This is a genomic window from Streptomyces gottesmaniae (genome assembly GCF_031845845.1).
GTDB lineage: Bacteria > Actinomycetota > Actinomycetes > Streptomycetales > Streptomycetaceae > Streptomyces > Streptomyces akebiae.
In genome coordinates, this window is record NZ_JAVRFJ010000015.1 from 89,508 (window position 1) to 108,900 (window position 19,393).

Annotated in this window: 16 protein-coding genes and 1 riboswitch; of the genes, 3 read left to right on the forward strand and 13 right to left on the reverse strand. The window is 70.5% G+C overall.

Annotated features, from left to right (window positions below; translation table 11 throughout):
• Positions 1-2: 2 nt before the first annotated feature.
• The 3 genes from RM704_RS18690 to RM704_RS18700 form a co-directional block, all read right to left on the reverse strand.
• Positions 3-434 (reverse strand): roadblock/LC7 domain-containing protein, encoded by a 432-nt coding sequence (locus tag RM704_RS18690; protein ID WP_033529559.1) that lies wholly within the window; start codon positions 432-434, stop codon positions 3-5.
• Between the two features lie 80 nt (positions 435-514).
• On the reverse strand, positions 515-2,731 hold the full coding sequence (locus RM704_RS18695) for a sensor histidine kinase (protein ID WP_037658008.1): 2,217 nt from the start codon (positions 2,729-2,731) through the stop codon (positions 515-517).
• 387 nt (positions 2,732-3,118) lie between these two features.
• The gene (locus RM704_RS18700; RefSeq protein WP_192829751.1) at positions 3,119-4,297 is read right to left on the reverse strand and encodes an MBL fold metallo-hydrolase; all 1,179 of its coding nucleotides are present in this window, start codon (positions 4,295-4,297) and stop codon (positions 3,119-3,121) included.
• Between the two features lie 131 nt (positions 4,298-4,428).
• Between RM704_RS18700 and RM704_RS18705 the strand changes: the two genes are divergently transcribed.
• Positions 4,429-5,613 carry a Glu/Leu/Phe/Val dehydrogenase dimerization domain-containing protein gene (locus RM704_RS18705; RefSeq protein WP_033529561.1) on the forward strand — a complete coding sequence of 395 codons (1,185 nt, stop codon included), beginning with the start codon at positions 4,429-4,431 and terminating at the stop codon, positions 5,611-5,613.
• An 89-nt stretch (positions 5,614-5,702) separates the two neighbouring features.
• Complete coding sequence (locus RM704_RS18710) at positions 5,703-6,302, forward strand: TetR/AcrR family transcriptional regulator (RefSeq protein WP_033529562.1); 600 nt, start codon at positions 5,703-5,705, stop codon at positions 6,300-6,302.
• Between the two features lie 132 nt (positions 6,303-6,434).
• Here RM704_RS18710 and RM704_RS18715 read toward each other — a convergent pair whose 3' ends face one another.
• The 4 genes from RM704_RS18715 to RM704_RS18730 form a co-directional block, all read right to left on the reverse strand.
• A complete protein-coding gene (locus tag RM704_RS18715) occupies positions 6,435-7,220 on the reverse strand; it encodes an SGNH/GDSL hydrolase family protein (RefSeq protein ID WP_033529563.1) in 786 nt (261 codons plus the stop codon).
• A 119-nt stretch (positions 7,221-7,339) separates the two neighbouring features.
• Entirely contained in the window at positions 7,340-8,071 is a 732-nt protein-coding gene (locus RM704_RS18720) for a DUF6250 domain-containing protein (RefSeq protein WP_033529564.1), read from the reverse strand.
• Between the two features lie 186 nt (positions 8,072-8,257).
• Positions 8,258-9,274: a M23 family metallopeptidase gene (locus RM704_RS18725; RefSeq protein WP_033529565.1), complete on the reverse strand. Its 1,017-nt coding sequence runs from the start codon at positions 9,272-9,274 to the stop codon at positions 8,258-8,260.
• Positions 9,275-9,278: 4 nt separating this feature from the next.
• Positions 9,279-9,437, reverse strand: a riboswitch (cyclic di-AMP (ydaO/yuaA leader).
• 302 nt (positions 9,438-9,739) lie between these two features.
• Positions 9,740-11,815 (reverse strand): alpha-galactosidase, encoded by a 2,076-nt coding sequence (locus tag RM704_RS18730; RefSeq protein ID WP_033529566.1) that lies wholly within the window; start codon positions 11,813-11,815, stop codon positions 9,740-9,742.
• Positions 11,816-12,071: 256 nt separating this feature from the next.
• Between RM704_RS18730 and RM704_RS18735 the strand changes: the two genes are divergently transcribed.
• Entirely contained in the window at positions 12,072-12,869 is a 798-nt protein-coding gene (locus RM704_RS18735) for a tyrosine-protein phosphatase (RefSeq protein WP_033529567.1), read from the forward strand.
• Positions 12,870-12,949: 80 nt separating this feature from the next.
• Here the strand turns inward: RM704_RS18735 and RM704_RS18740 are convergent, their stop codons facing one another.
• The 6 genes from RM704_RS18740 to hpnH form a co-directional block, all read right to left on the reverse strand.
• Positions 12,950-13,072, reverse strand: coding sequence for a DUF6126 family protein (locus RM704_RS18740; RefSeq protein WP_033529568.1), 123 nt, complete (start codon positions 13,070-13,072; stop codon positions 12,950-12,952).
• Positions 13,069-13,701, reverse strand: a complete 633-nt coding sequence (locus RM704_RS18745) for a helix-turn-helix domain-containing protein (RefSeq protein WP_033529569.1) — start codon at positions 13,699-13,701, stop codon at positions 13,069-13,071. The genes RM704_RS18740 and RM704_RS18745 overlap by 4 nt, the downstream gene beginning before the upstream one ends.
• Positions 13,702-13,797: 96 nt before the next feature.
• Positions 13,798-15,207, reverse strand: a complete 1,410-nt coding sequence (locus RM704_RS18750; protein WP_033529570.1) for an aspartate aminotransferase family protein — start codon at positions 15,205-15,207, stop codon at positions 13,798-13,800.
• Positions 15,204-17,156 (reverse strand): 1-deoxy-D-xylulose-5-phosphate synthase, encoded by a 1,953-nt coding sequence (gene dxs / locus RM704_RS18755; RefSeq protein ID WP_033529571.1) that lies wholly within the window; start codon positions 17,154-17,156, stop codon positions 15,204-15,206. Before dxs ends, RM704_RS18750 begins: the two co-directional genes overlap by 4 nt.
• 40 nt (positions 17,157-17,196) lie before the next feature.
• Positions 17,197-18,354, reverse strand: a complete 1,158-nt coding sequence (ispG, locus tag RM704_RS18760) for a flavodoxin-dependent (E)-4-hydroxy-3-methylbut-2-enyl-diphosphate synthase (protein ID WP_033529572.1) — start codon at positions 18,352-18,354, stop codon at positions 17,197-17,199.
• Between the two features lie 4 nt (positions 18,355-18,358).
• Entirely contained in the window at positions 18,359-19,390 is a 1,032-nt protein-coding gene (gene hpnH / locus RM704_RS18765) for an adenosyl-hopene transferase HpnH (RefSeq protein ID WP_033529573.1), read from the reverse strand.
• Positions 19,391-19,393 lie beyond the last annotated feature (3 nt).

Genomic DNA, 19,393 nt, shown 5'->3' on the forward strand with positions numbered 1-19,393 from the left:
GGTCAAGGCCTCATCGCGGAGGGTTCGACGGCTTGCCGGGGCTGGGTGACCAGGTACGGGCGGACGCTCTTGACCAGCATCGCCATCTCGTAGCCGAGGACGGCGGCGTCGGCCTCCCGTCCGGCGAGCACGGCGAGGCAGGTGCCGGAACCGGCGGTGGAGACGAACAGCAGGCTCGAGTCGAGTTCGACGACGACCTGTCGGACGTCGCCGCCGTCGCCGAAGCGGACGCCTGCGCTGCGCCCCAGGGAGTACAGGCCGGAGGCCAGGGCCGCCATGTGGTCGGCGCTGTCCGGGTCGAGGCCGTGGACCGACTTCACCAACCCGTCGCAGGAGAGCAGCACCGCGCTCGTGGTGTGCGGTACGCGCTGGACGAGGCCGCTCATCAGCCAGTCGAGGTCGGATACATGGCCGGTCGGCGCATCGCTCGCCATGGTGGATCGACTCCTTGGGGTGCGTTGGTCTGCGGGAGCGCAGGGGGTGGGGACCGCGGTGGGGGTGGTGAGGGGGGTGGTCATCCGGCCGGGGTGCTCCCGTCCTGCCGGGACGTGAAATCGTGTGCCGCGTCGAGGGTCGACGGGGGTACGGCTATGGGGGCGCCGCCCCTTGGGTGTCCGCCCAGGGGTTGCACGGCGTCCTTGTGGGGTGCGTCCATGTGGGCCAGCTCCATGTGGAGAGCGGCGCCGCCCGTGCCGCCGTGCGGTGCAGGGTTCGGGTGGCCCGTGTTCGGGTGGCCCGTGTTCGGGTGGCCCGTGTTCGGGCTCGTGCGCAGCTGTCCCGTGTCGATGCGGGAGGCGGCGTCGGGGGCGGGCGGTGCGAAGTCGGCGGGGGCGGCGAAGTCCGCCGGGGGCGTGTCCAGGGTGGAGGTGTCCCAGTCGGAGCTCTCCAGCTGGCGTGCCTCGGCGAGTCCGATGCCGCGCTGGAAGGCGGCCATCAGCCCGGGGTCGTGGCCGACGTAGTGGTCGGGGTCCTGGCGGGGCGTGGGCGGGGGGCCGCCGCGGAGCTGGGGCACGATGTGCTGCTGGGCGCGGCGCCGGGGCAGCTGGGGCTTGCCCATGGTGCCGCGGACGGCGCCGCCGACCCGGGGGGTCGGGGGCTTGCCGGTGTTCTCCTCGACGGTCCGCCGGTCGTCGGGGCGGATGCCGGGCACGGCCTCGGCCGGGTTGGGCCGCTCCTCCCGGGCGCCACGCACCGGCAGCGGGGTCGGGCCGGTGGTCCCTCTGGCCGAGCCCTGCTGGCCACTGCCCCGGCCGGGGCCCTGCTGCCGGGGCACGGTGGCACGCGCGGGGCTCGGGACGCCGCGGTGGCCGGGTTCGGGACGCGTGGACGGCGCGGGGGCCGGACGGCCGGACCGGTCGTTGGCGTTTGCGGCGCGGGCGGGTCCGCCGGTGGTCGGGCGGTCGGCGGGGCCGGGCGCGGACGCCCGTGGGGGCGTGGCCGCCTGTGTGTGGAGCGGTCCGGCGGGTCGGCGTGCGCCGGTGCTCTGCTCGGGGACGCCGTGGGTGTGCGGCAGATCGCCGGGCTCGCTGCCGAGGAGGCCCTGGGGGACGACGAACGCGGCTTGGACCCCGCCGTAGATGTTGCTCTGGAGTCGGACCTGGATGCCGTGGCGGCGGGCCAGCTGGGAGACGACGAAGAGGCCGATGCGGCCGTCCTGGAGGAGGCTGGCGACGTTGACCTGGTCGGGGTCGGCGAGCAGGGCGTTCATCTTGTTCTGCTCGGTGACGGGCATGCCGAGGCCGCGGTCCTCGACCTCGACGGCGAGCCCGGAGGTGACGAGGTTGGCGCGGAGCAGTACCTGCGTGTGCGGGGCGGAGAACACCGTGGCGTTCTCGACGAGTTCGGCGAGGAGGTGGATGACGTCGGCGACGGCGTGCCCGCGCAGGGTGCCGTCGACCGGGGGCACCAGCTTGACCCGGGAGTACTGCTCGACCTCGGCGATCGCGGAGCGCAGCACCTCGGTCATGGAGACGGGGTTGCTCCACTGGCGGCGGGAGACGGCGCCGCCGAGGACGGCGAGGTTCTCGGCGTGGCGGCGGATGCGGGTGGCGAGGTGGTCGACGTGGAAGAGGCCCTTGAGCAGGTCCGGGTCCTCGATCTCGTTCTCCAGGTCGTCGAGGATGGAGATCTCGCGCTGGACGAGGGACTGGAGCCGGCGGGCCAGGTTCACGAAGACTTCGAGCTTCTGTTCGCTACCTGCGTGGCTGGAGAGCTGGGAGGCCTGGACGACGGCGGTGACGGCGCTGTCGTGGGCGCGGGCGAGGTCGGCGGCGAGTGGCTCGAAGTCGTCGGCGCCGGCGGCGGTTCTGACGCGGGGCCCGCGGGCGGGCGGCTGGTCGCCGCGCCGGAGCGCGTCGACCAGGGAGCGCAGGTCGTCCTCGCTCCTGCTGCTGGCCTGACGCAGGCTGCCCAGCCGCTCACGGACGGACTTGGCGGTGCGCCCGGCGGCCACGGCGCCGATGGCGATGCCGGTGAGGGCCACGGCGGCGGCTCCGGCGAGAACCGCCCACAGGGTGAGGCTGGGGCGGGCGCCGCCGGCGCGGAAGGTGAAGAGGACGGCGGCGCAGGCGCTGAGGGCGACCGCGGTGGGGGGCAGGACCGCGAGTCGTACCAGCTGTGGCCGTATGTGGATCTCGGGCAGCGAGGGGACGGCGGCGCGGGCGGCCGATCGCCCGTGCCGCCCGCCCTCCCGGCGGTCTGCGCGGGCGGCCGGTGCGCGAAGGTGAGACATCAGCGTCCTCGTACTGGTCCGTCTGGGGTGTGGGGGGTGCCGCGTCTGGGCGACTTGGGCATGCGCCATCGCGTGTCGGTTGCGAGAGTCGAAGAATTCGGCTCAGCGTCGTCCGACGGCGACTCACAGTAGTCGCCGACGCGTCATGTGCGGTGCGCAGTTGACAAAGAGCGCCGTAATGCGTCCCGCTCTGGTATGAGGCTTCGTGCGACAGTCCGATAATTATTCGGACGCCTGTTCCCGCTGAATTCTTTTTGCGCCCGCATTTCGATCAGAGCTGATCAGAATAGGTCGACAAAAGACGATGAGGGCCGGGGAGCGTTGTGCTCCCCGGCCCTCGACGTCCTTCGAAAAATCACCCTGTCGGGAGAATTCCCGACCCGTTTCTCAGCCCTCCGCCACCAGGTCCAGCCGCTCCCCCACCGGGGGCCAGGCGGCCCAGCCGCCGACCGGCTGCTGGGAGACCGCACGCCACCACGGACTCACCGGCGGGGTGTTCTTCGGCTCGAACGGCTCCCCGGGTCGCGGCGCGGCCATCGTGACCCCTGCGGCGTGGGTGGCCCACATCATGCGCTCGCCCGGCTCCGCCCAGGCGTGCATCGCCAGATTGAACGTCGCCCAGTGGATCGGCATCATCACCCCGCCGGGCTCGCCGCCCTGAAGGTCGAGGTGGGTCTGCAGCCCCTCGTCGGGCGTCATGTGGATGTCGGGCCAGAACTCCGAATAGGCACCCACCTGGATCATGGTGAGGTCGAACGGGCCGTGCGCGGCGCCGATGTCCTTGAACCCCTTGAAGTACCCCGTGTCGCCGCTGTGGTAGATCCGGTGCTCGTCACCGGCGACGACCCAGGAGGCCCAGAGCGTGTGCTGGGTGTTGCGCAGACCCCGGCCGCAGAAGTGCCGGGCGGGGGTCGCGGTCAGGGTGAGGCCGCCGACCTTCGTGGCCTCGTGCCAGTCCAGCTCGCGGATCCGGTCCGCGGAGACACCCCAGTGCTCCAGATGGGCACCGACGCCGAGAGGAACAGCGAAGAGCGTGTCCGTACCCGCCAGCTCCTTGATCGAGGGCATGTCGAGGTGGTCGTAGTGGTCGTGCGAGATGACGACGACGTCGACCGGGCCGAGCGCGGCCAGCGGCACCGGCACGGGGTGCAGCCGCTTGGGCCCGGCGAAGGGGAACGGGGAGCAGCGCTCACCCCAGACCGGGTCGAAGAGCACCCGGTGGCCGTCGATCTCGGCGAGCACGCTGGAATGTCCCATCCAGGTGGTCCGCAGTCCGCTCGCCGGGGGGCGGGCCAGGTCGGCGAGGGTCGTGGAGTGCACGGGGATCAGCCCCGCCGGGGCCCGCCGCACCCTCTCGTCCTTGCGGAAGTAACTCTTGGCCATCTCCACGGCGGCGCCCCCCGAGGGGCGGACCTGGGCGCCCTCGGGGTTGACGAAGACCCCGTTCGCGAAATGCGGGGATCTGCGGATCCGCTCCATTCGGGCACCGCTCGGATCCGCGCCGAAGGCGGCGGGCCGCGCAGCGCGCAGCCCCGAGCTCAAAGAACGGGATCCGGAACCGGACACGGCACCTCCAGGTGGATTCGCTCAGGCATCCCATTATGGTCCGCCCCTCCGACAGCGCCGGGTCCGACTGTCCCCGCACGATGCAATACTGACCAACTATTCAGTAGATCCTTTTGTTCCCGGGGAGCCTCATGACCATCACTCCTTTCATGTCGCTCGCCTGGACCGACCACCTCACCGGTCGACAAGGCTTCCTCGTCGTGGACCGGTTGGTGCGCGGGGTCTGCAGCGGCGGCCTGCGCATGCGCCCCGGCTGCACGCTGGACGAGGTCGCCGGACTCGCGCGCGGCATGACCATGAAGGAGGCGTTGCACTACTCCCCCGAGAACCGCTACGTCCCGCTCGGCGGCGCCAAGGGCGGCATCGACTGCGACCCCCGGGACCCGGAGGCCTACGGCGTCCTGGTGCGCTACCTGCGCGCGATGCGCCCGTACGTCGAGAGCTTCTGGACCACCGGCGAGGACCTCGGTCTCACGCAGGACCTGGTGGACCGCGCCGCGGCCGCCGAGGCGGGCCTGGTGTCGACGATCCAGGCGGTGTACCCCCTCCTGGACGACGAGGGAGCGGCCCGACGGCGTCTCGCGGACGCCTTCGCCGTCCAGGTGGACGGGATCGGCCTCGACGAACTGGTCGGCGGCTGCGGTGTCGCCGAGTCCGTGCTCACCGCCCTGGACCGGACGGGTACGCCGTACGCCGGGACACGGGTCGCCGTGCAGGGCCTGGGCACCATGGGCGGCGCCACCGCCCGCTTCCTCGCCCGCGCCGGCCTCACGGTCGTCGCCGTCGCCGACATCAAGGGCACCGTCACCAACCCGGCCGGCCTGGACGTCGAGGCCCTGCTCGCCGCGCGCGACGCGCACGGCACGATCGACCGCACCGCGCTGCGGCCCACGGACCACGAGACCTCCGCCGACGCCTGGCTGGCCACCGAGGCCGACGTGCTCGTCCCCGCGGCCGTCTCCTACGCGATCGACACCACCAACCACCACCTCGTCACGGCCCCTCTGATCGTGGAGGCGGCCAACATGCCCGTCTTGCCGGAGGCCGAGGAAACGCTCACCTCCCGCGGCGTCACCGTCCTGCCCGACGTCGTGGTCAACTCCGGTACGAACGCCTGGTGGTGGTGGACCCTGTTCGGCGACATCGGCCCCACCGCCGACGAGGCGTTCGCCCACACCCGCCGTTCCATGCGCGCCCTCGTCGACCTGATGCTGACCCGGGCCGAGGCCGACGGCACCACGCCCCGCGCCGCCGCCCACGCCATCGCCGCCGACCGCCTGCCGACGATCACGGACCGCTTCGGCTGGCACCGCTGACGGCCCCCGCCCCGCCGGGGTGGCTCGAAGCCAGCGGCGCCGCGCGGGGGCCTGGGTAGGGTTGCCATGTGGGCAGGGTGCGGTTGAGCGTGGCCGAGCGGCGAGCGGAGCTGCTCCGGGCCGCCATCGAACAGATCGAGGAGCGGGGCGTCGCGGCCGTACGGATCGCCGACGTGGCCGCCGTCCTCGGTGTGAGCAGCGCCCTGGTGCTCTACCACTTCTCCACCAAGGAGAGACTGGTGGCCGAGGCCTTCCGCCATGCCGCCGAGGACGACCTGGCCCATCTGCGCAAGATCCTGGGCCGCCGCACCACGGCCCTGCGCCGACTCCGGGCGGCTGTCCGCTGGTACGCCCCCACCGGCCAGGCCAAGGGCTGGCGGCTCTGGATCGAGGGGTGGGCCGTGTCCCTCCGTGACCCGGCCCTGCGCGAGGTCACCCGCGACCTGGACCGCCAGTGGAAGGCCGCCCTCACCGAGGTCATCGAAGCCGGCGTGGCCGCCGACGAGTTCCGCTGCCCGGACCCCACGGCGTCCGCCCTCCGCCTCACCGCGCTCCTGGACGGCCTGGCCGTGCAGATGACGACCTACGACGGAGCCGTCTCCCGCACCCGGGCCCAGAACTGGGCTGACAGGGCCCTGGCCCACGAACTGGGCCTGGACCCCGCGTCGTTGACGCGCGCCGACCGCTGAACGCGACGAGGCCCCCGCCCGAAGGGGGCGCGGGGAACCGCGCTTGCGACCACGCCGGACCGACGCCGCCCACGGAGCAGCACGCGCCGCACGGCGAGGACGCGCACGACGAGAACGCGCCCGTCGCGGGGCTCAGGCCACGGACTCGATCCGCAACCTGATGTCGTCCGGCGACAGCTGTCCCTTGGCCGACACATGGTCCCCGGAGGACTCCCCCCGCAGCCGCCGACCGATCCACGGCACGAGATACTCCCGCGCCCAGGTGATGTTGTCCCGCCGCATCTCCAGCGTCCCGCGCGGCGGCAACGGCGGCCACGGCTGATCGGGATCGGCCGGAACGTCGACCCCCAGCACCTGCCCGGCCCGCAGGGCGACCCGTGTGTGCCCCTCCGGCGAGAGATGCAGCCGGTCCAGGTCCCAGGCCCGACGGTCCTGCACCGTCTTCAGCGACCACAGGTCCAGCACGGGGCATCCGTACCGGTCGGCGATGGCCCGCACATGCAGGTTGTACGTGGCGATCTTGCCCCGCAGATGCTTCAGCACCGGCACGTCACGGGTGTCGAACCCGGTGGTCACCATGACCGTGCCGACGGCCGAGGTGAGCCTGACCACCGCCCGCTCGAACCGCTCCGCGACCTCGTCGGGGTCGGTGCCCGGCCGGATGATGTCGTTGCCGCCCGCGCAGAAGGAGATCAGATCGGGGGCGAGCTCCAGCGCCCTCGGCACCTGGTCCTCCACGATCTGGTCGAGGAGTTTCCCCCGCACGGCCAGGTTGGTGTAGTCGAAGTCGCCCTCGGGCAACCGGTCCGCGAGAAGCACCGCGAACCGGTCGGCCCAGCCGACGAACCGTCCGTCGGGCCCGGGGTCGCCGACGCCCTCGGTGAAGCTGTCCCCCAGCGCCACGTACGACCCGATCATTGCTCTGCTGCCATTCGAATCGTCTGCCACATCGGGACATGATTCACCTTCGGATGTGACCTACGCGACCGTAATAAGCACTTGACGGACGGTGAGATAGACCACGTGTCAAGTGTTGGTCAATCCGGAATACGCACGTCGTGTCGGTGGGACCCCCACACACGGAAGTCCTCGATCCGGAAGTGGCTCCAGGTGGTCCGGAAGGCGAAATGCCCACTCGTGTACGGCTCGGGATCGCGGTAGTCGAACACGAGCCGTCCGTTGTTCCACCATCGGACCTTCGACCCGTCCGAGACGATCCGCACGCGATGCGGCTCGTTCGCGACGAGCAGCGGCTCGGTGTAGTCGTAGATCAGCGGCCGCACCCCCGCCTCACCCACATAGCGCCGCAACCGCGTCGTCGTGTTGGTGTTGGCCCCGTACCCGACGTAGTACGTCCTCAGATGGTCGTACTCGGCGAGCGCACCCCCTCGCGGAGTGGCGAAGAGATCGTCGGGCGATCGCACGTCGACGGCGTTCCAGAAGTTGTTCAGATCGGACACCCGGTCGTTGGCCCCGCCCGCGGAGACCGGCGTGGCCGTGTACTCGACGGCGTACGGACCTCGCAGCCGGCGCTTGAACCAGAGGGTGGCCCCGGCCGGTACGTCGACCTCCAGCACACCGCGCGAGGCCGTGACCGTACCGCCCCGCTCCAACTCCACGACCCACTGCCCGAGTCCGTGCCGGAAGTCGTCGGCGGCGATCAGCCGGTTACGGCCCCGAGACGTGTGGGCGGACGCGGCCCCCGCCGGAGCGACGGCCGCGAGGGCGGCACCGGCGGCGAGTGCTCCGAAAGCTCTACGGGTGGTCATAGGACGCCTCTTCCGTCATCGCAGAAAGCGCTTGCGGAGATCACTGTGACCGCACATCCCGGCCCCTGTCGAGACGTCGATCAGCCATGCCACATGACCGCAATGCGGTGGCCATGGAGTCGCGGAACGTCGAAGGCCGGACCCCGCATCACGGGGTCCGGCCTTCGACGGGTGCGGCGGCGTGGGTCAGATGCCGACGCCCTTCGAGCGGAGGTAGGCCAGCGGGTCGATGTCCGCACCGTAGTTGGGGGTGGTGCGGATCTCGAAGTGGAGGTGCGGCCCGGTGACGTTGCCGGTCGCGCCCGAGAGGCCTATCTGCTGGCCGCCGCTGACGGACTGACCCGCGGAGACGGAGATCGAGGACAGGTGGGCGTACTGGGCGTAGTAGCCGTCAGCGAGCTTGATGACCACCTGGTTGCCGTACGCGCCGCCCCAGCCGGCGGAGACGACGGTGCCCGCGCCCACGGCCTTGAGGCTGGTCCCGGTCGGGGCCACGAAGTCGACGCCCGTGTGGTAGCCGCTGGACCACATGCTGCCGGCGGTCTTGTACGCGGTACCGACGGTCGCGCCCTGGATGGGCCGGCTGAAGCCGGAGCTGCCGGTCGTCGAGGACTGGCCGCTCGCCGTGGAGGTCGACGCCTGGGTGTCCTTCGACTCCTGCTTCGCGGAACCGGAGGACTTCGCCGGCTTGGAGGCCTCGGTGGACTCGGTGGGCTTCGAGGACTGCGACAGCTGCGGCTTCGACGACGAGCGCGACGTCTCGCTCGACGCGGCCCGCTCACCGATCGACAGCTTCAGCCCGGGGTGGATGAGGGAAGGGTCGGAGCCGATCGCCTCACGGTTGTCCGAGTACAGCCGCTTCCAGCCACCCTCGACGTCCTGCTCGTCCGCGATCTTCGCGAGGTAGTCGCCGACCTTCACCGAGTAGGTCTTGGTCGCCGCCTTCTTGCTGGTGGTCTTCTGCGCCTGCGCGGCCTTCTCGGCCTGCTCCAACCGCGCGCCCGCCTCGGCCACGGCCTTCTCGGGGGTGATCGTGGCCGTCTTCTCGGAGACACCGGAGACGGCGGCTGCCGGGGTCGCGGCGTTGGCGCCGGCGGCACCGATCAACGGCAGCGCGAGCGCCGCGCCACCGGTCCCGGCGGCGGCGATCGAGCGAGTGAAGCGCTGGGACTTCGGACGGCGGTGCTTACCCTTCGCGGGCATGGCGAATTCCTCTCCGTCGCCTGCGAGGTGAGCTGTCGGGTGCGGACTGGAGATGTCCGGCCGTGCTTGCGCACGGCTGTACCCCTAGCCGTTCCGGAGACCGGAACAGGCGGTGATTCCTGTGGGTCCCCCGCTCCTGCCGTGGATCGGGTCGGTACGCGGCTCCGGTCGGCGGCAGGATTGGGCGTCCGTCCGGATTGACGCCGAACGTAAGCGACTTGTGCCCACAGGTACAACCATTGGGACTTCCTGTGCGTCTTCCTCCCTGATCCTTACTTCAATTCACCATCACGCTCCGTAATAGACAGGTCTTGGGCGCATTCCAACCACCCTGGAAATCCCTACGAATTACGTGGACATGACGGCAACGGAACGTCACGAATATGACGCTGCTCACGCACCTACGGCCCAGTAGGCTTTATTCCAGACCTTGTTGGAATTACGGCTGCATTTCGGACAGATCGCTCAAGTGTGCCGAAGGCGGATAACTGCCGCATCGAAGTCGCCGTGCAGCCCCGTCCGCAATCCGTGATGCGCCAGCACGGCACCCCGGTACTTTTCGCCCGTTTCGCGGCACTCATACGTTCCCGTCGGATCCAGTCCGCGCAGCCGGAGCGGGGCGAGCGGCTCGCCGTAGTGCTGCGCCTGGAGCCAGGCGAGGACGACGACCTCGTCACCGTGGACGTACTGCACGGCACTCAGCCCCCCTGCCGGAGGACGCAGCCGATACAGGTCACCGCGCTGCACGACCGGCCGGATCTCCTTGTACAGCTCCACCCACTCCCGGGCCTCGGCCAGCTCCTCCTCGCTCCACTCGGTGAGATCGCCGCCCACCCCGAGCACACCCGCCATGGCGCTGACGAACCGGAACCGCAGCGAGCTGACCCGCCCGTTGAGCTGGTTGTTCGGGCTGTCGGTGACCCACGCGGCCATGGTCCGGGCCGGATGGATCTGGGTGAAGCCGTGCTGGATGGCGAGCCGGTCGAGCGGATCGGTGTTGTCGGAGGTCCACACCTGATCCGTCCGCGCCATGACCCCGAGGTCGATCCGGCCGCCGCCGCCCGAGCACGACTCGAACGCCACCCCCGGGTGCGCGGCCCGCAACCGGTCCAGCAGTGCGTAGAAGGCGTGCACGTGCTCGACCCACAGCTTCTGCGGATACGGCTCACCGGGCCAGCCCGCGTCGGTGAAGCAGCGGTTGAAGTCCCACTTCACATAGTCGATCGGCGCGCTGGACAGGAGCGTGTCGAGCCGTTCCCAGAGGTATTCCTGGACGTCCTCGCGCGCGAGATTGAGCACGAGCTGATTACGCAGTTCCGTCCGCTTTCGCCCCGGTTGGAACTGTGCCCATTCGGGATGCGCCCGGTACAGCTCACTGTCCGGATTGACCATTTCCGGCTCGACCCAGATACCGAACTGCATCCCGAGGGCGTGCACCTGGTCGGCGAGCGGGCGCAGCCCCTTCGGGAAGCGGTCCGGATTCGGCGTCCAGTCCCCGAGCCCGGCCCGGTCGCTCGTCCGCGCCCCGAACCAGCCGTCGTCCACCACGAACAGCTCGACCCCCATGGCCGCCGCCCGCCGCGCGAGGGCCCCCTGCTGCTCCTCGGAGATGTCGAACTCGGTGGCTTCCCAGGAGTTGAAGAGCACCGGCCGATCCTGGTCCGCGTCCGGGATGACGTACGTCCGCTGGTACGCGTGCCAGGCGCGGCTCGCCCCGCCGAAGCCACCGTCGTGCCACAGGCCTGCGAAGACGGGCGTGGTGAACGTCTCCCCGGTCTCCAGCCTCAGCAGTCCGGACTCGTCGTATCCGGCGCCGCCGGTGATCTGCACGCGCGCGTCCGGGAGTTGGGCCACCGCGATCCGCCAGGAGCCCGACCAGCCCAGGGCGCAGCCGTAGACCTCGCCGCGCTCCTCGGTGGCGTCGGTGTCGAGGGCGACCCAGGGCAGGTGCTGGTGCCCGGTGTGCCCGCGCCTACTGCCGATGACCTTCTCGCCGTAGGTGAGGTCGGCGCGCACCAGCCGGGACTCGGCCGCCCAGCGCCCGTGCAGCTGGGAGAGGCGCCAGTTCTCCTCCGCGCGCGGCGGCAGCGTCCAGGTCGCCGAGTCGGCCCGCAGCAGCTCCGCCGCCGGGCCGTCGTTGACGAGCGTCACCCAGCGCTCGACCACGTCGTCGCGCATCCGGTAGTGCAGGGTGATCCCGAGTCCGTCGTCGGTGAACCGCAGCCGCAGCTCGTCGCCGTCGGCCTCGTACGCCCGGAAGGTCCACTCGGTGCCGCGTCGCTCGTCCGTGCGCACGGACAGCGCCGGTCGGGTGAAGCGGGGTCCGCCCTCGACGGGGTACTCCTCGTGTCCGTCGACCGGAGCCTCGAACGGCCAGTACGGCAGCTGCTGCCGTACGGCCAGCTCCTCGGCGTCGGCGAGGGCGATCCGGGGACCCCAGTGCAGGTGCAGCAGCTCGTCGTTCTCGGTGAGCCGCAGGGCATAGCTGCTCCTGGTCCCGGTGAGAAGCCAGGTCCGGCCGTCAGCTCCGATTTCCAACATCAAGCCCCCACAGATTCGAACAGGTGCGATCGGGCTTCAACATCATCGCAGGTCGTCGCGGGCGCTCGACGGCGCCTGTGGACAACCGCCGACGCATCTGCGGAGTGGCCTGTGGACAACCGCTCCGGGTGCCTGGACCCGGCTGTGGACAACTCATTGGGGTACGCACGCATGTCGTATGGTCGAGTGCGCGCCTCGATGTCGAGGGCGTGCCCGTCGGCGCTCGGCGCGGACGGCCGGATGGGAGGGAGCCCCAGTGACGCAGCAGATCCCGTCGACCGAACCCGAGCTGACCGGAGTGCGCAATTTCCGCGATGTGGGCGGTCTGCCGACCGTGGACGGCCGGCGGGTGCGTCACGGGGTGCTGTTCCGCAGCGGCCACCTGGCCCACGCGACCGACGAGGACGCCGCGTTCCTGGCCTCCCTGGGCCTGCACACGATCTTCGACTTCCGCAACGCGGCCGACCAGAAGCTGGAGGGCCCGGACGTCGAGCTGCCCGGCGTCCTCAATGTGAACCTGCCGCTGAGCGACCCGGCGGACGGCGCCGAGTTCTGGAAGATGGTCCGCGACGGCGACCTGGACCAACTGCGCGCGCTGCTGGACGACGGCAAGGCGGCCGGCCGGATGATCGCCTCGTACCGGACGATCATCCGGCATCGCACGGCGGAGCACTCCCGGGTGCTGCACGCCCTGGCCGAGGACAGCGTGCCGGCGCTGATGCACTGCGCGGCGGGCAAGGACCGTGCGGGCCTCTCCGTCGCCATCACCCTGCTGGCCCTGGGTGTGGAGCACGAGGCCATCGTCGCCGACTACCTGGAGTCGAACGCCAAGCACCGCCGCTACAAGGTGCACCGCAGCAGCAGCGCGGCGAACGCCTACTCCCCGGAGGTCATGGAGCTGCTGAGCCCGCTCTTCGACGCCCGCGCCGAGTACCTGAAGGCGGCCTTCGACACCGTCGAGGAGACCTGGGGCGATGTGGACACGTACCTGGAGCAGGGTCTGAAGGTCACCCCGGCGACCCGGGAGCGGCTGCGCGAGCGCCTGCTGGACTAGGGCGCTTCAGATGGATCTCCGTGCCGCGGAGATCCATCAGAAGCGCCCTCTAGGGCGTCTCGCCCGTCCCGACGGTCGGCTCACTGGTTGGCGCCCACCTCGAACAGCAGATAGATGAAGGCCGCGAAGACATGGCCGACCGCGATGTAGATGATGAGCCGCACCCACAGGGCGCGGGGGAACTTCTCTTCCAGGTCGGTCATGGCGTCTCTCCGGACGTGGTCGGCCCGAGACACAGCGCGGCGGTCGGGCTCTGCAGAAGGGTGTGGACGAACAGGAGGTCGGCGCCGTCGTGGTCGGCGGCGGCGATGCGGTGCGGGGTCAGCGAGTCGAAGTGGGCGCTGTCGCCCGGCGCCAGCAGGTGCGCGGCGTCCCCGAGGCGCAGCCGCAGCCGCCCCTTGAGGACGTAGAGCCACTCCTCGCCGGGATGCACGCGCACGATGTCGCCCTGCGAGCCGTGCGGCACATGGACGCGCAGCGCCTGCATCCCGCGCCCGGACGCGCCCGCCTGCCAATACGTCCAGCCACCGGCCCGGGTGGGCTCCGTGTCGGGCGCCCGCAGCACGGCGTCCCGTTCGACGACGGTCTCGCCGAGCAGCTCGGAGACGGTCGTACCGTAGACACGGGCCAACGCGAGCAGCATCGGCAGCGAGGGCTGCCGCTGTCCGGTCTCCAGCCGGGAGAGATGGGCGGGCGACAGTCCGGCGGCGCGGGCGGCGGCCTCCAGGGTGAGGGCGGCCCGGCGGCGCAGGCCCCGCAGCTGCGGGGCGACGGCGGGCAGTTCCGTGTCGACCGGAGGCTCGGGAGGGTGCGTACCCTCGGAGGGGCTCATGCCCTCCATTCAGCCGGATCTTTGCCTCTGCGGCAAATTTCTTGCCTCAGAGGCAAAGCCCGAGCGCACCACAGGCGGCCCGGCACACCGTCCGCGTCAGCGGTTGGCGACCGCCTGCTTCACCAGCGTCCTGCCGAAGTCCCACATCAGCCCGCTCCCGCTGTGTGCGTCGTCCATCACCTCCGTGAACGCGGCGACGAACCGGTCCACCTCCCGCTCCCCGATGACCAGCGGCGGGATCAGCTTGATCACCTCCAGGTGGTCGCCCGAGACCTGGGTGAGGATGCGGTGCCGTCGCAGCAGCGGTACGACGACCATCTGCGCGAAGAGCCCCTTGCGGGCCGCCTGGAGCATGGTCCAACGGCTGCGCAGTTTGAGCGACTTGGGCCTGCCGAACTCGATGCCGATCATCAGGCCCCGGCCGCGTACGTCGCTGAGCAGCTCGTACTTGTCGACGAGCGCCGTGAGCCTGCTCTTCAGCAGCTCCCCCGTGGCCCGGGCATGGGCCACGATCTGCTCGTTCTCCATGACCGAGAGGACGGCGAGGCCGGCGGCCATGGCCTGGGCGTTGGAGCCGAAGCTCGCCGAGTGGACGAGGACACGGTCCATCGACGAGTAGACCTTCTTGAAGATCCAGTCCTTGCCGAGGGTCGCGCCGACCGGGACGTAGCCGCCGGAGAGCGCCTTGGCCACGCACACCAGGTCCGGTTCGACGCCGTCCTCGTGCTGGTAGGCGTAGAAGTCCCCGGTCCGGCCGAGCCCGGTCTGCACCTCGTCGACGATCAGCAGCGCCCTGTGCTGGTGCAGCAGTTCCTGGGCGGCACGCAGATAGCCGGGCGGCGCCTCGTGCACGCCCTTGCCCTGGATGGGCTCGACGACGAGGGCGGCGACGTCCCCCTTCCGCAACTCCCGTGCCAGCGCGTCGAGATCACCGAGCGGTACGGCCGTGTCGGGCAGCAGCGGCGCGAAGCCGTCCCGGAAGCCGTCCTCGCCGTTCACGGAGAGCGATCCGGTGGTGAGCCCGTGGAAGGCGTGGTCGCAGTAGAGGACGCGGGGTCTGCCGGTGGCGTACCGGGCGAACTTCAGCGCGGTCTCGACCGCCTCCGTGCCGCTGTTGCCGAAGAACACCCGGTCCAGGTGCGGGCTGTGGGTGAGCAGTTTCTCGGCGAGCAGGCCGGGCAACGGCTGGCAGTCGAAGCGGGTCAGGTCGGCGAGCCCCGCGTCGAGCGCGTCGTGCAACGCTCTGCGCACCACGGGGTGGTGGCGGCCGAGCCCCATCACCCCGAACCCGGCCAGCATGTCCAGGTAGTCGGCACCGTCCGCGTCCCAGAAGTACGCGCCCTCGGCCCGCTCGTAGACCTTGTCGAAGCCGATGGTGTGCAGCATCCGCGGGAGTTGGTGGTTGAGGTACCGGGCGTGGAGTTCGTAGCGCTCGCCACCGCGCTCGGCGAGGAGTCCGCCGAGGTCGAACTCCTCGGTCCCCGTCGCTGGTTCCAGGGTGGTCATCGCGGTTTCTCCTCGGCAGGTCCGGCCTTCGGCAGGTCGTGCTCGGCGAACTCGTCCCGGGCGGCCAGCGACGCGCTGATCCGCCCGGCGATCTCGACCGGCGTCAGCCCTATGTCCGCCAGCACCTCCCCGCGTTTGGCGTGCGCGAGGAACTGCTCCGGGATGCCGAACCGCCGTACGGGTACGTCGACCTCGGCGTCCCCCAGAGCGAGGGCGACGGCCGAACCGACCCCGGCGGCCCGGCTGTTGTCCTCCACGACGGCCACCAGCCGGTGTTCGTCGGCGAGCCACGGCAGCGCCGGATCGACCGGCTTGACCCAGCGCGGGTCGACGACGGTGCAGCCGATGCCCCGGGAGCGGAGCAGTTCGGCGGTCTGCAGACACACCGACGCCATCACGCCGACGGCGACGAGCAGCACCCGCGGTCGGTCCGAGGACGTGGCGCTCGTCGCGGACGGCGAGCGGTACAGCACGTCCATGCCGCCCACCCGCTCCAGCGACGGGATCCGCGGCCCCACCGACTCCTTCGGGAACCGGATCAGGGTGGGAGCGTCGTCGACGGCGACCGCCTCCCGCAGCTGTGCGCGCAGTTGCTCGGCGTCGCGGGGCGCGGCGATCCGCAGCCCCGGCACGACCTGGAGGATGGACATGTCCCACATGCCGTTGTGCGACGCGCCGTCGACGCCGGTCACCCCGGCCCGGTCCAGGACGAAGGTGACCCCGCACCGGTGCAGGGCCACGTCCATCAGCAGTTGGTCGAAGGCCCGGTTGAGGAAGGTCGCGTAGACCGCCACGACCGGGTGCAGCCCGCCCGTCGCCAGTCCCGCGGCCGAGACCGCGGCGTGCTGCTCGGCGATCCCGACGTCCCACACCCGGTCGGGGAACTTCTCCGCGAACCTGCCGAGCCCCACGGGGTGCAGCATGGCCGCCGTGATCGCCACGACGTCCTCGCGCTCGTCCCCGATCCTCACGATCTCGTCGCCGAAGACGGACGTCCAGGACGGTCCACCGGCGGGCGTGAGCGGCTCGCAGGTCAGCGGGTCCATCACGCCGACGGTGTGGAAGTGGTCCTCCTCATCGGCGAGGGCGGGCTCGTAGCCGCGGCCCTTCTGCGTCAGGCAGTGGACCAGGACGGGCCCGTGGAAGCGCTTGGCGCGGCGCAGCGCCGACTCGACCGCCCTGGTGTCGTGCCCGTCGATCGGTCCGACGTACTTCAGGCCAAGGTCCTCGAACATGCCCTGCGGCGCGAAGGCGTCCTTGAAGCCCTTCTTCGCTCCGTGCAGGGCCTCGTAGACCTCCTTGCCGACGACCGGGGTGCGCAGCAGGACGTCCTTGCCCCAGGCGAGGAACTGCTCGTAGCCGTCGGTGGTCCGCAGGGTCGCGAGGTGGTTGGCGAGGCCGCCGATGGTCGGTGAGTAGGAACGTTCGTTGTCGTTGACGACGATGATCAGCGGCCGGTCCTTGGCGGCGGCGATGTTGTTGAGCGCCTCCCAGGCCATGCCGCCGGTCAGCGCGCCGTCTCCGATGACCGCGACCACATGGCCCTGCTCCCCCCGCACCTGGCGGGCCTTGGCCAGACCGTCCGCCCAGCCGAGGGCCGTCGAGGCGTGGCTGTTCTCGACGATGTCGTGCTCGGACTCCGCGCGTGAGGGATAACCGGACAGGCCGCCCTTGCCGCGCAGTTTCGAGAAGTCCTGACGGCCCGTCAGCAGCTTGTGCACATAGCTCTGGTGACCGGTGTCCCAGACGATGCGGTCCACGGGTGAGTCGAAGACCCGGTGGAGCGCGACGGACAGTTCCACCACCCCCAGGTTGGGCCCCAGATGCCCCCCGGTCCTGGCGACCGCCTGCACCAGGAACTCCCGGATCTCTGCCGCCAGTTCGCCGAGTTCCGCCTCGGTCAGCGCCTTCAGGTCGCGCGGTTGCCGGATGTTCTCCAGAATCGTCACGTCGGGCCCCCTCTCGATCCGTGCTCTTCAGCCCGTGTCGTCAACTCACGGTGACCGCCGGTTCCCCCGACGCGACGCCGTCCTTCTCCATCTGCTCGGCGATCTTCATCGCCTCGTCGATGAGGGTCTCCACGATCTTCGACTCGGGCACGGTCTTGATGACCTCGCCCTTGACGAAGATCTGCCCCTTGCCGTTGCCGGAGGCGACCCCCAGGTCCGCCTCCCGCGCCTCCCCGGGTCCGTTGACGACGCAGCCCATGACCGCGACCCGCAACGGGACCTCCATGCCTTCCAGCCCGGCGGACACCTCGTCCGCCAGCCGGTACACGTCGACCTGCGCCCGTCCGCACGACGGGCACGAGACGATCTCCAGCCGCCGCTGCCGCAGGTTCAGCGACTCGAGGATCTGGATGCCGACCTTGATCTCCTCGACCGGCGGGGCGCTCAGCGAGACCCGGATCGTGTCGCCGATCCCCTCGCTGAGCAGCGCCCCGAAGGCGACGGCGGACTTGATCGTGCCCTGGAACGCCGGACCGGCCTCGGTCACGCCCAGGTGCAACGGATAGTCGCATTGGGCTGCCAGCTGCCGGTACGCCTCGATCATCACGACGGGGTCGTTGTGCTTGACCGAGATCTTGATGTCCCGGAAGTCGTGCTCCTCGAACAGCGACGCCTCCCACAGCGCGGACTCCACCAGCGCCTCGGGCGTCGCCTTCCCGTACTTCTGCAGCAGCCGCCGGTCGAGCGAGCCGGCGTTGACCCCGATCCTGATGGGGGTGTCGTGGTCCTTCGCCGCCCGCGCGATCTCCTTGACCTTGTCGTCGAACTGCTTGATGTTGCCGGGGTTCACGCGTACCGCCGCGCAGCCGGCCTCGATCGCCGCGAAGACGTACTTCGGCTGGAAGTGGATGTCCGCGATCACGGGGATCTGCGACTTGCGGGCGATGGTGGCGAGGGCGTCCGCGTCGTCCTGCGTGGGACAGGCGACCCGGACGATCTGGCAGCCGGACGCGGTGAGTTCCGCGATCTGCTGCAGGGTGGCGCCGACGTCCGACGTACGGGTCGTCGTCATCGACTGCACCGACACCGGGGCACCGCCGCCCACCGCCACCGGGCCGACCTGGATCCGCCGCGAGGGGCGGCGTTCCGCGATCGGCCGGGCGGGCAGTTCGGGGAGGCCCAGCGACACGGCGGTCATCCCATCACCCCTGGTTCCCGTGGTTCCCGGAGACGGTCTCGCGCAGGGCGCGCAGGGACTCCTTCAGCGACCCCATGGTGGCGAGGACGGCGGTCGGCTCGTAGCCGCAGTGCGCCATGCAGTTGGCGCAGCGCGGGTCCTTGCCTCGGCCGTACGCGTCCCAGTCGGTGTCCTCGATCAGCTCCCGGTACGTCGTGACGTATCCGTCGCTCATCAGGTAGCAGGGCTTCTGCCAGCCGAAGAGGGAGTAGTTGGGGATCGCCCACGCCGTGCAGGGGAAGTCGACCTTGCCCTCCAGGAAGTCGAGGAACAGGGGCGAGTGGTTGAGCCGCCAGCGCCGCCGGTTGCCGCCGGAGAAGGCCTTCTTGAACAGCTCGCGGGTCTGCTCGACGCCGAGGAAGTGCTCCTGGTCGGGGGCCTTCTCGTAGGCGTAGGCGGGCGAGATCATCATCTCGTCGACCTGGAGGTCGTCGTTGAGGTAGTTGAGGACCTCGATGATGGTCTGCGGGGTGTCGGTGTTGAAGAAGGTCGAGTTGGTGGTCACCCGGAAGCCGCGCCGCTTGGCCTCCTTGATCGCCGCCACGGCCTCGTCGAACACCCCTTCCTTCGCCACCGACTCGTCGTGCCGCTCCCGCAGCCCGTCGATGTGCACGGCGAACGCGAAGTACGGCGAGGGCTTGAACTTGTCCATCTTCTTGCGCAGCAGCATGGCGTTGGTGCACAGGAAGACGTACTTCCTCCTGGCCACCAACTGCCGCACGATCTCGTCGATCTGCGGGTGCATCAGGGGCTCGCCGCCGGCGATCGACACCATCGGCGCTCCGGACTCCAGGACGGCGCCCACGGCCTGCGCCACCGGCATGCGCTGTTTCAACACGCCCGCCGGGTGCTGGATCTTGCCGCAGCCCTCGCACTTCAGGTTGCAGGCGTAGAGCGGTTCCAGCTCGACGATCAGCGGGAACTTGTCCCGCTTGCGAAGCTTCTGTTCGGCGAGATACGTCGCCACCTTGATGGACTGGCGGAGCGGCATGGCCATCTG

Excerpts from the sequence above, each read along its gene's own strand:
- RM704_RS18690 (WP_033529559.1), bottom strand. The coding sequence starts at position 434 with ATGGCGAGCGATGCGCCGACCGGCCATGTATCCGACCTCGACTGGCTG.
- RM704_RS18705 (WP_033529561.1), top strand. The coding sequence starts at position 4,429 with ATGACCATCACTCCTTTCATGTCGCTCGCCTGGACCGACCACCTCACC.
- RM704_RS18695 (WP_037658008.1), bottom strand. The coding sequence starts at position 2,731 with ATGTCTCACCTTCGCGCACCGGCCGCCCGCGCAGACCGCCGGGAGGGC.
- RM704_RS18750 (WP_033529570.1), bottom strand. The coding sequence starts at position 15,207 with ATGACCACCCTGGAACCAGCGACGGGGACCGAGGAGTTCGACCTCGGC.
- hpnH (WP_033529573.1), bottom strand. The coding sequence starts at position 19,390 with ATGGCCATGCCGCTCCGCCAGTCCATCAAGGTGGCGACGTATCTCGCC.
- RM704_RS18730 (WP_033529566.1), bottom strand. The coding sequence starts at position 11,815 with ATGTTGGAAATCGGAGCTGACGGCCGGACCTGGCTTCTCACCGGGACC.
- ispG (WP_033529572.1), bottom strand. The coding sequence starts at position 18,354 with ATGACCGCCGTGTCGCTGGGCCTCCCCGAACTGCCCGCCCGGCCGATC.
- RM704_RS18715 (WP_033529563.1), bottom strand. The coding sequence starts at position 7,220 with ATGATCGGGTCGTACGTGGCGCTGGGGGACAGCTTCACCGAGGGCGTC.
- RM704_RS18725 (WP_033529565.1), bottom strand. The coding sequence starts at position 9,274 with ATGCCCGCGAAGGGTAAGCACCGCCGTCCGAAGTCCCAGCGCTTCACT.
- RM704_RS18745 (WP_033529569.1), bottom strand. The coding sequence starts at position 13,701 with ATGAGCCCCTCCGAGGGTACGCACCCTCCCGAGCCTCCGGTCGACACG.
- RM704_RS18720 (WP_033529564.1), bottom strand. The coding sequence starts at position 8,071 with ATGACCACCCGTAGAGCTTTCGGAGCACTCGCCGCCGGTGCCGCCCTC.
- RM704_RS18740 (WP_033529568.1), bottom strand. The coding sequence starts at position 13,072 with ATGACCGACCTGGAAGAGAAGTTCCCCCGCGCCCTGTGGGTGCGGCTC.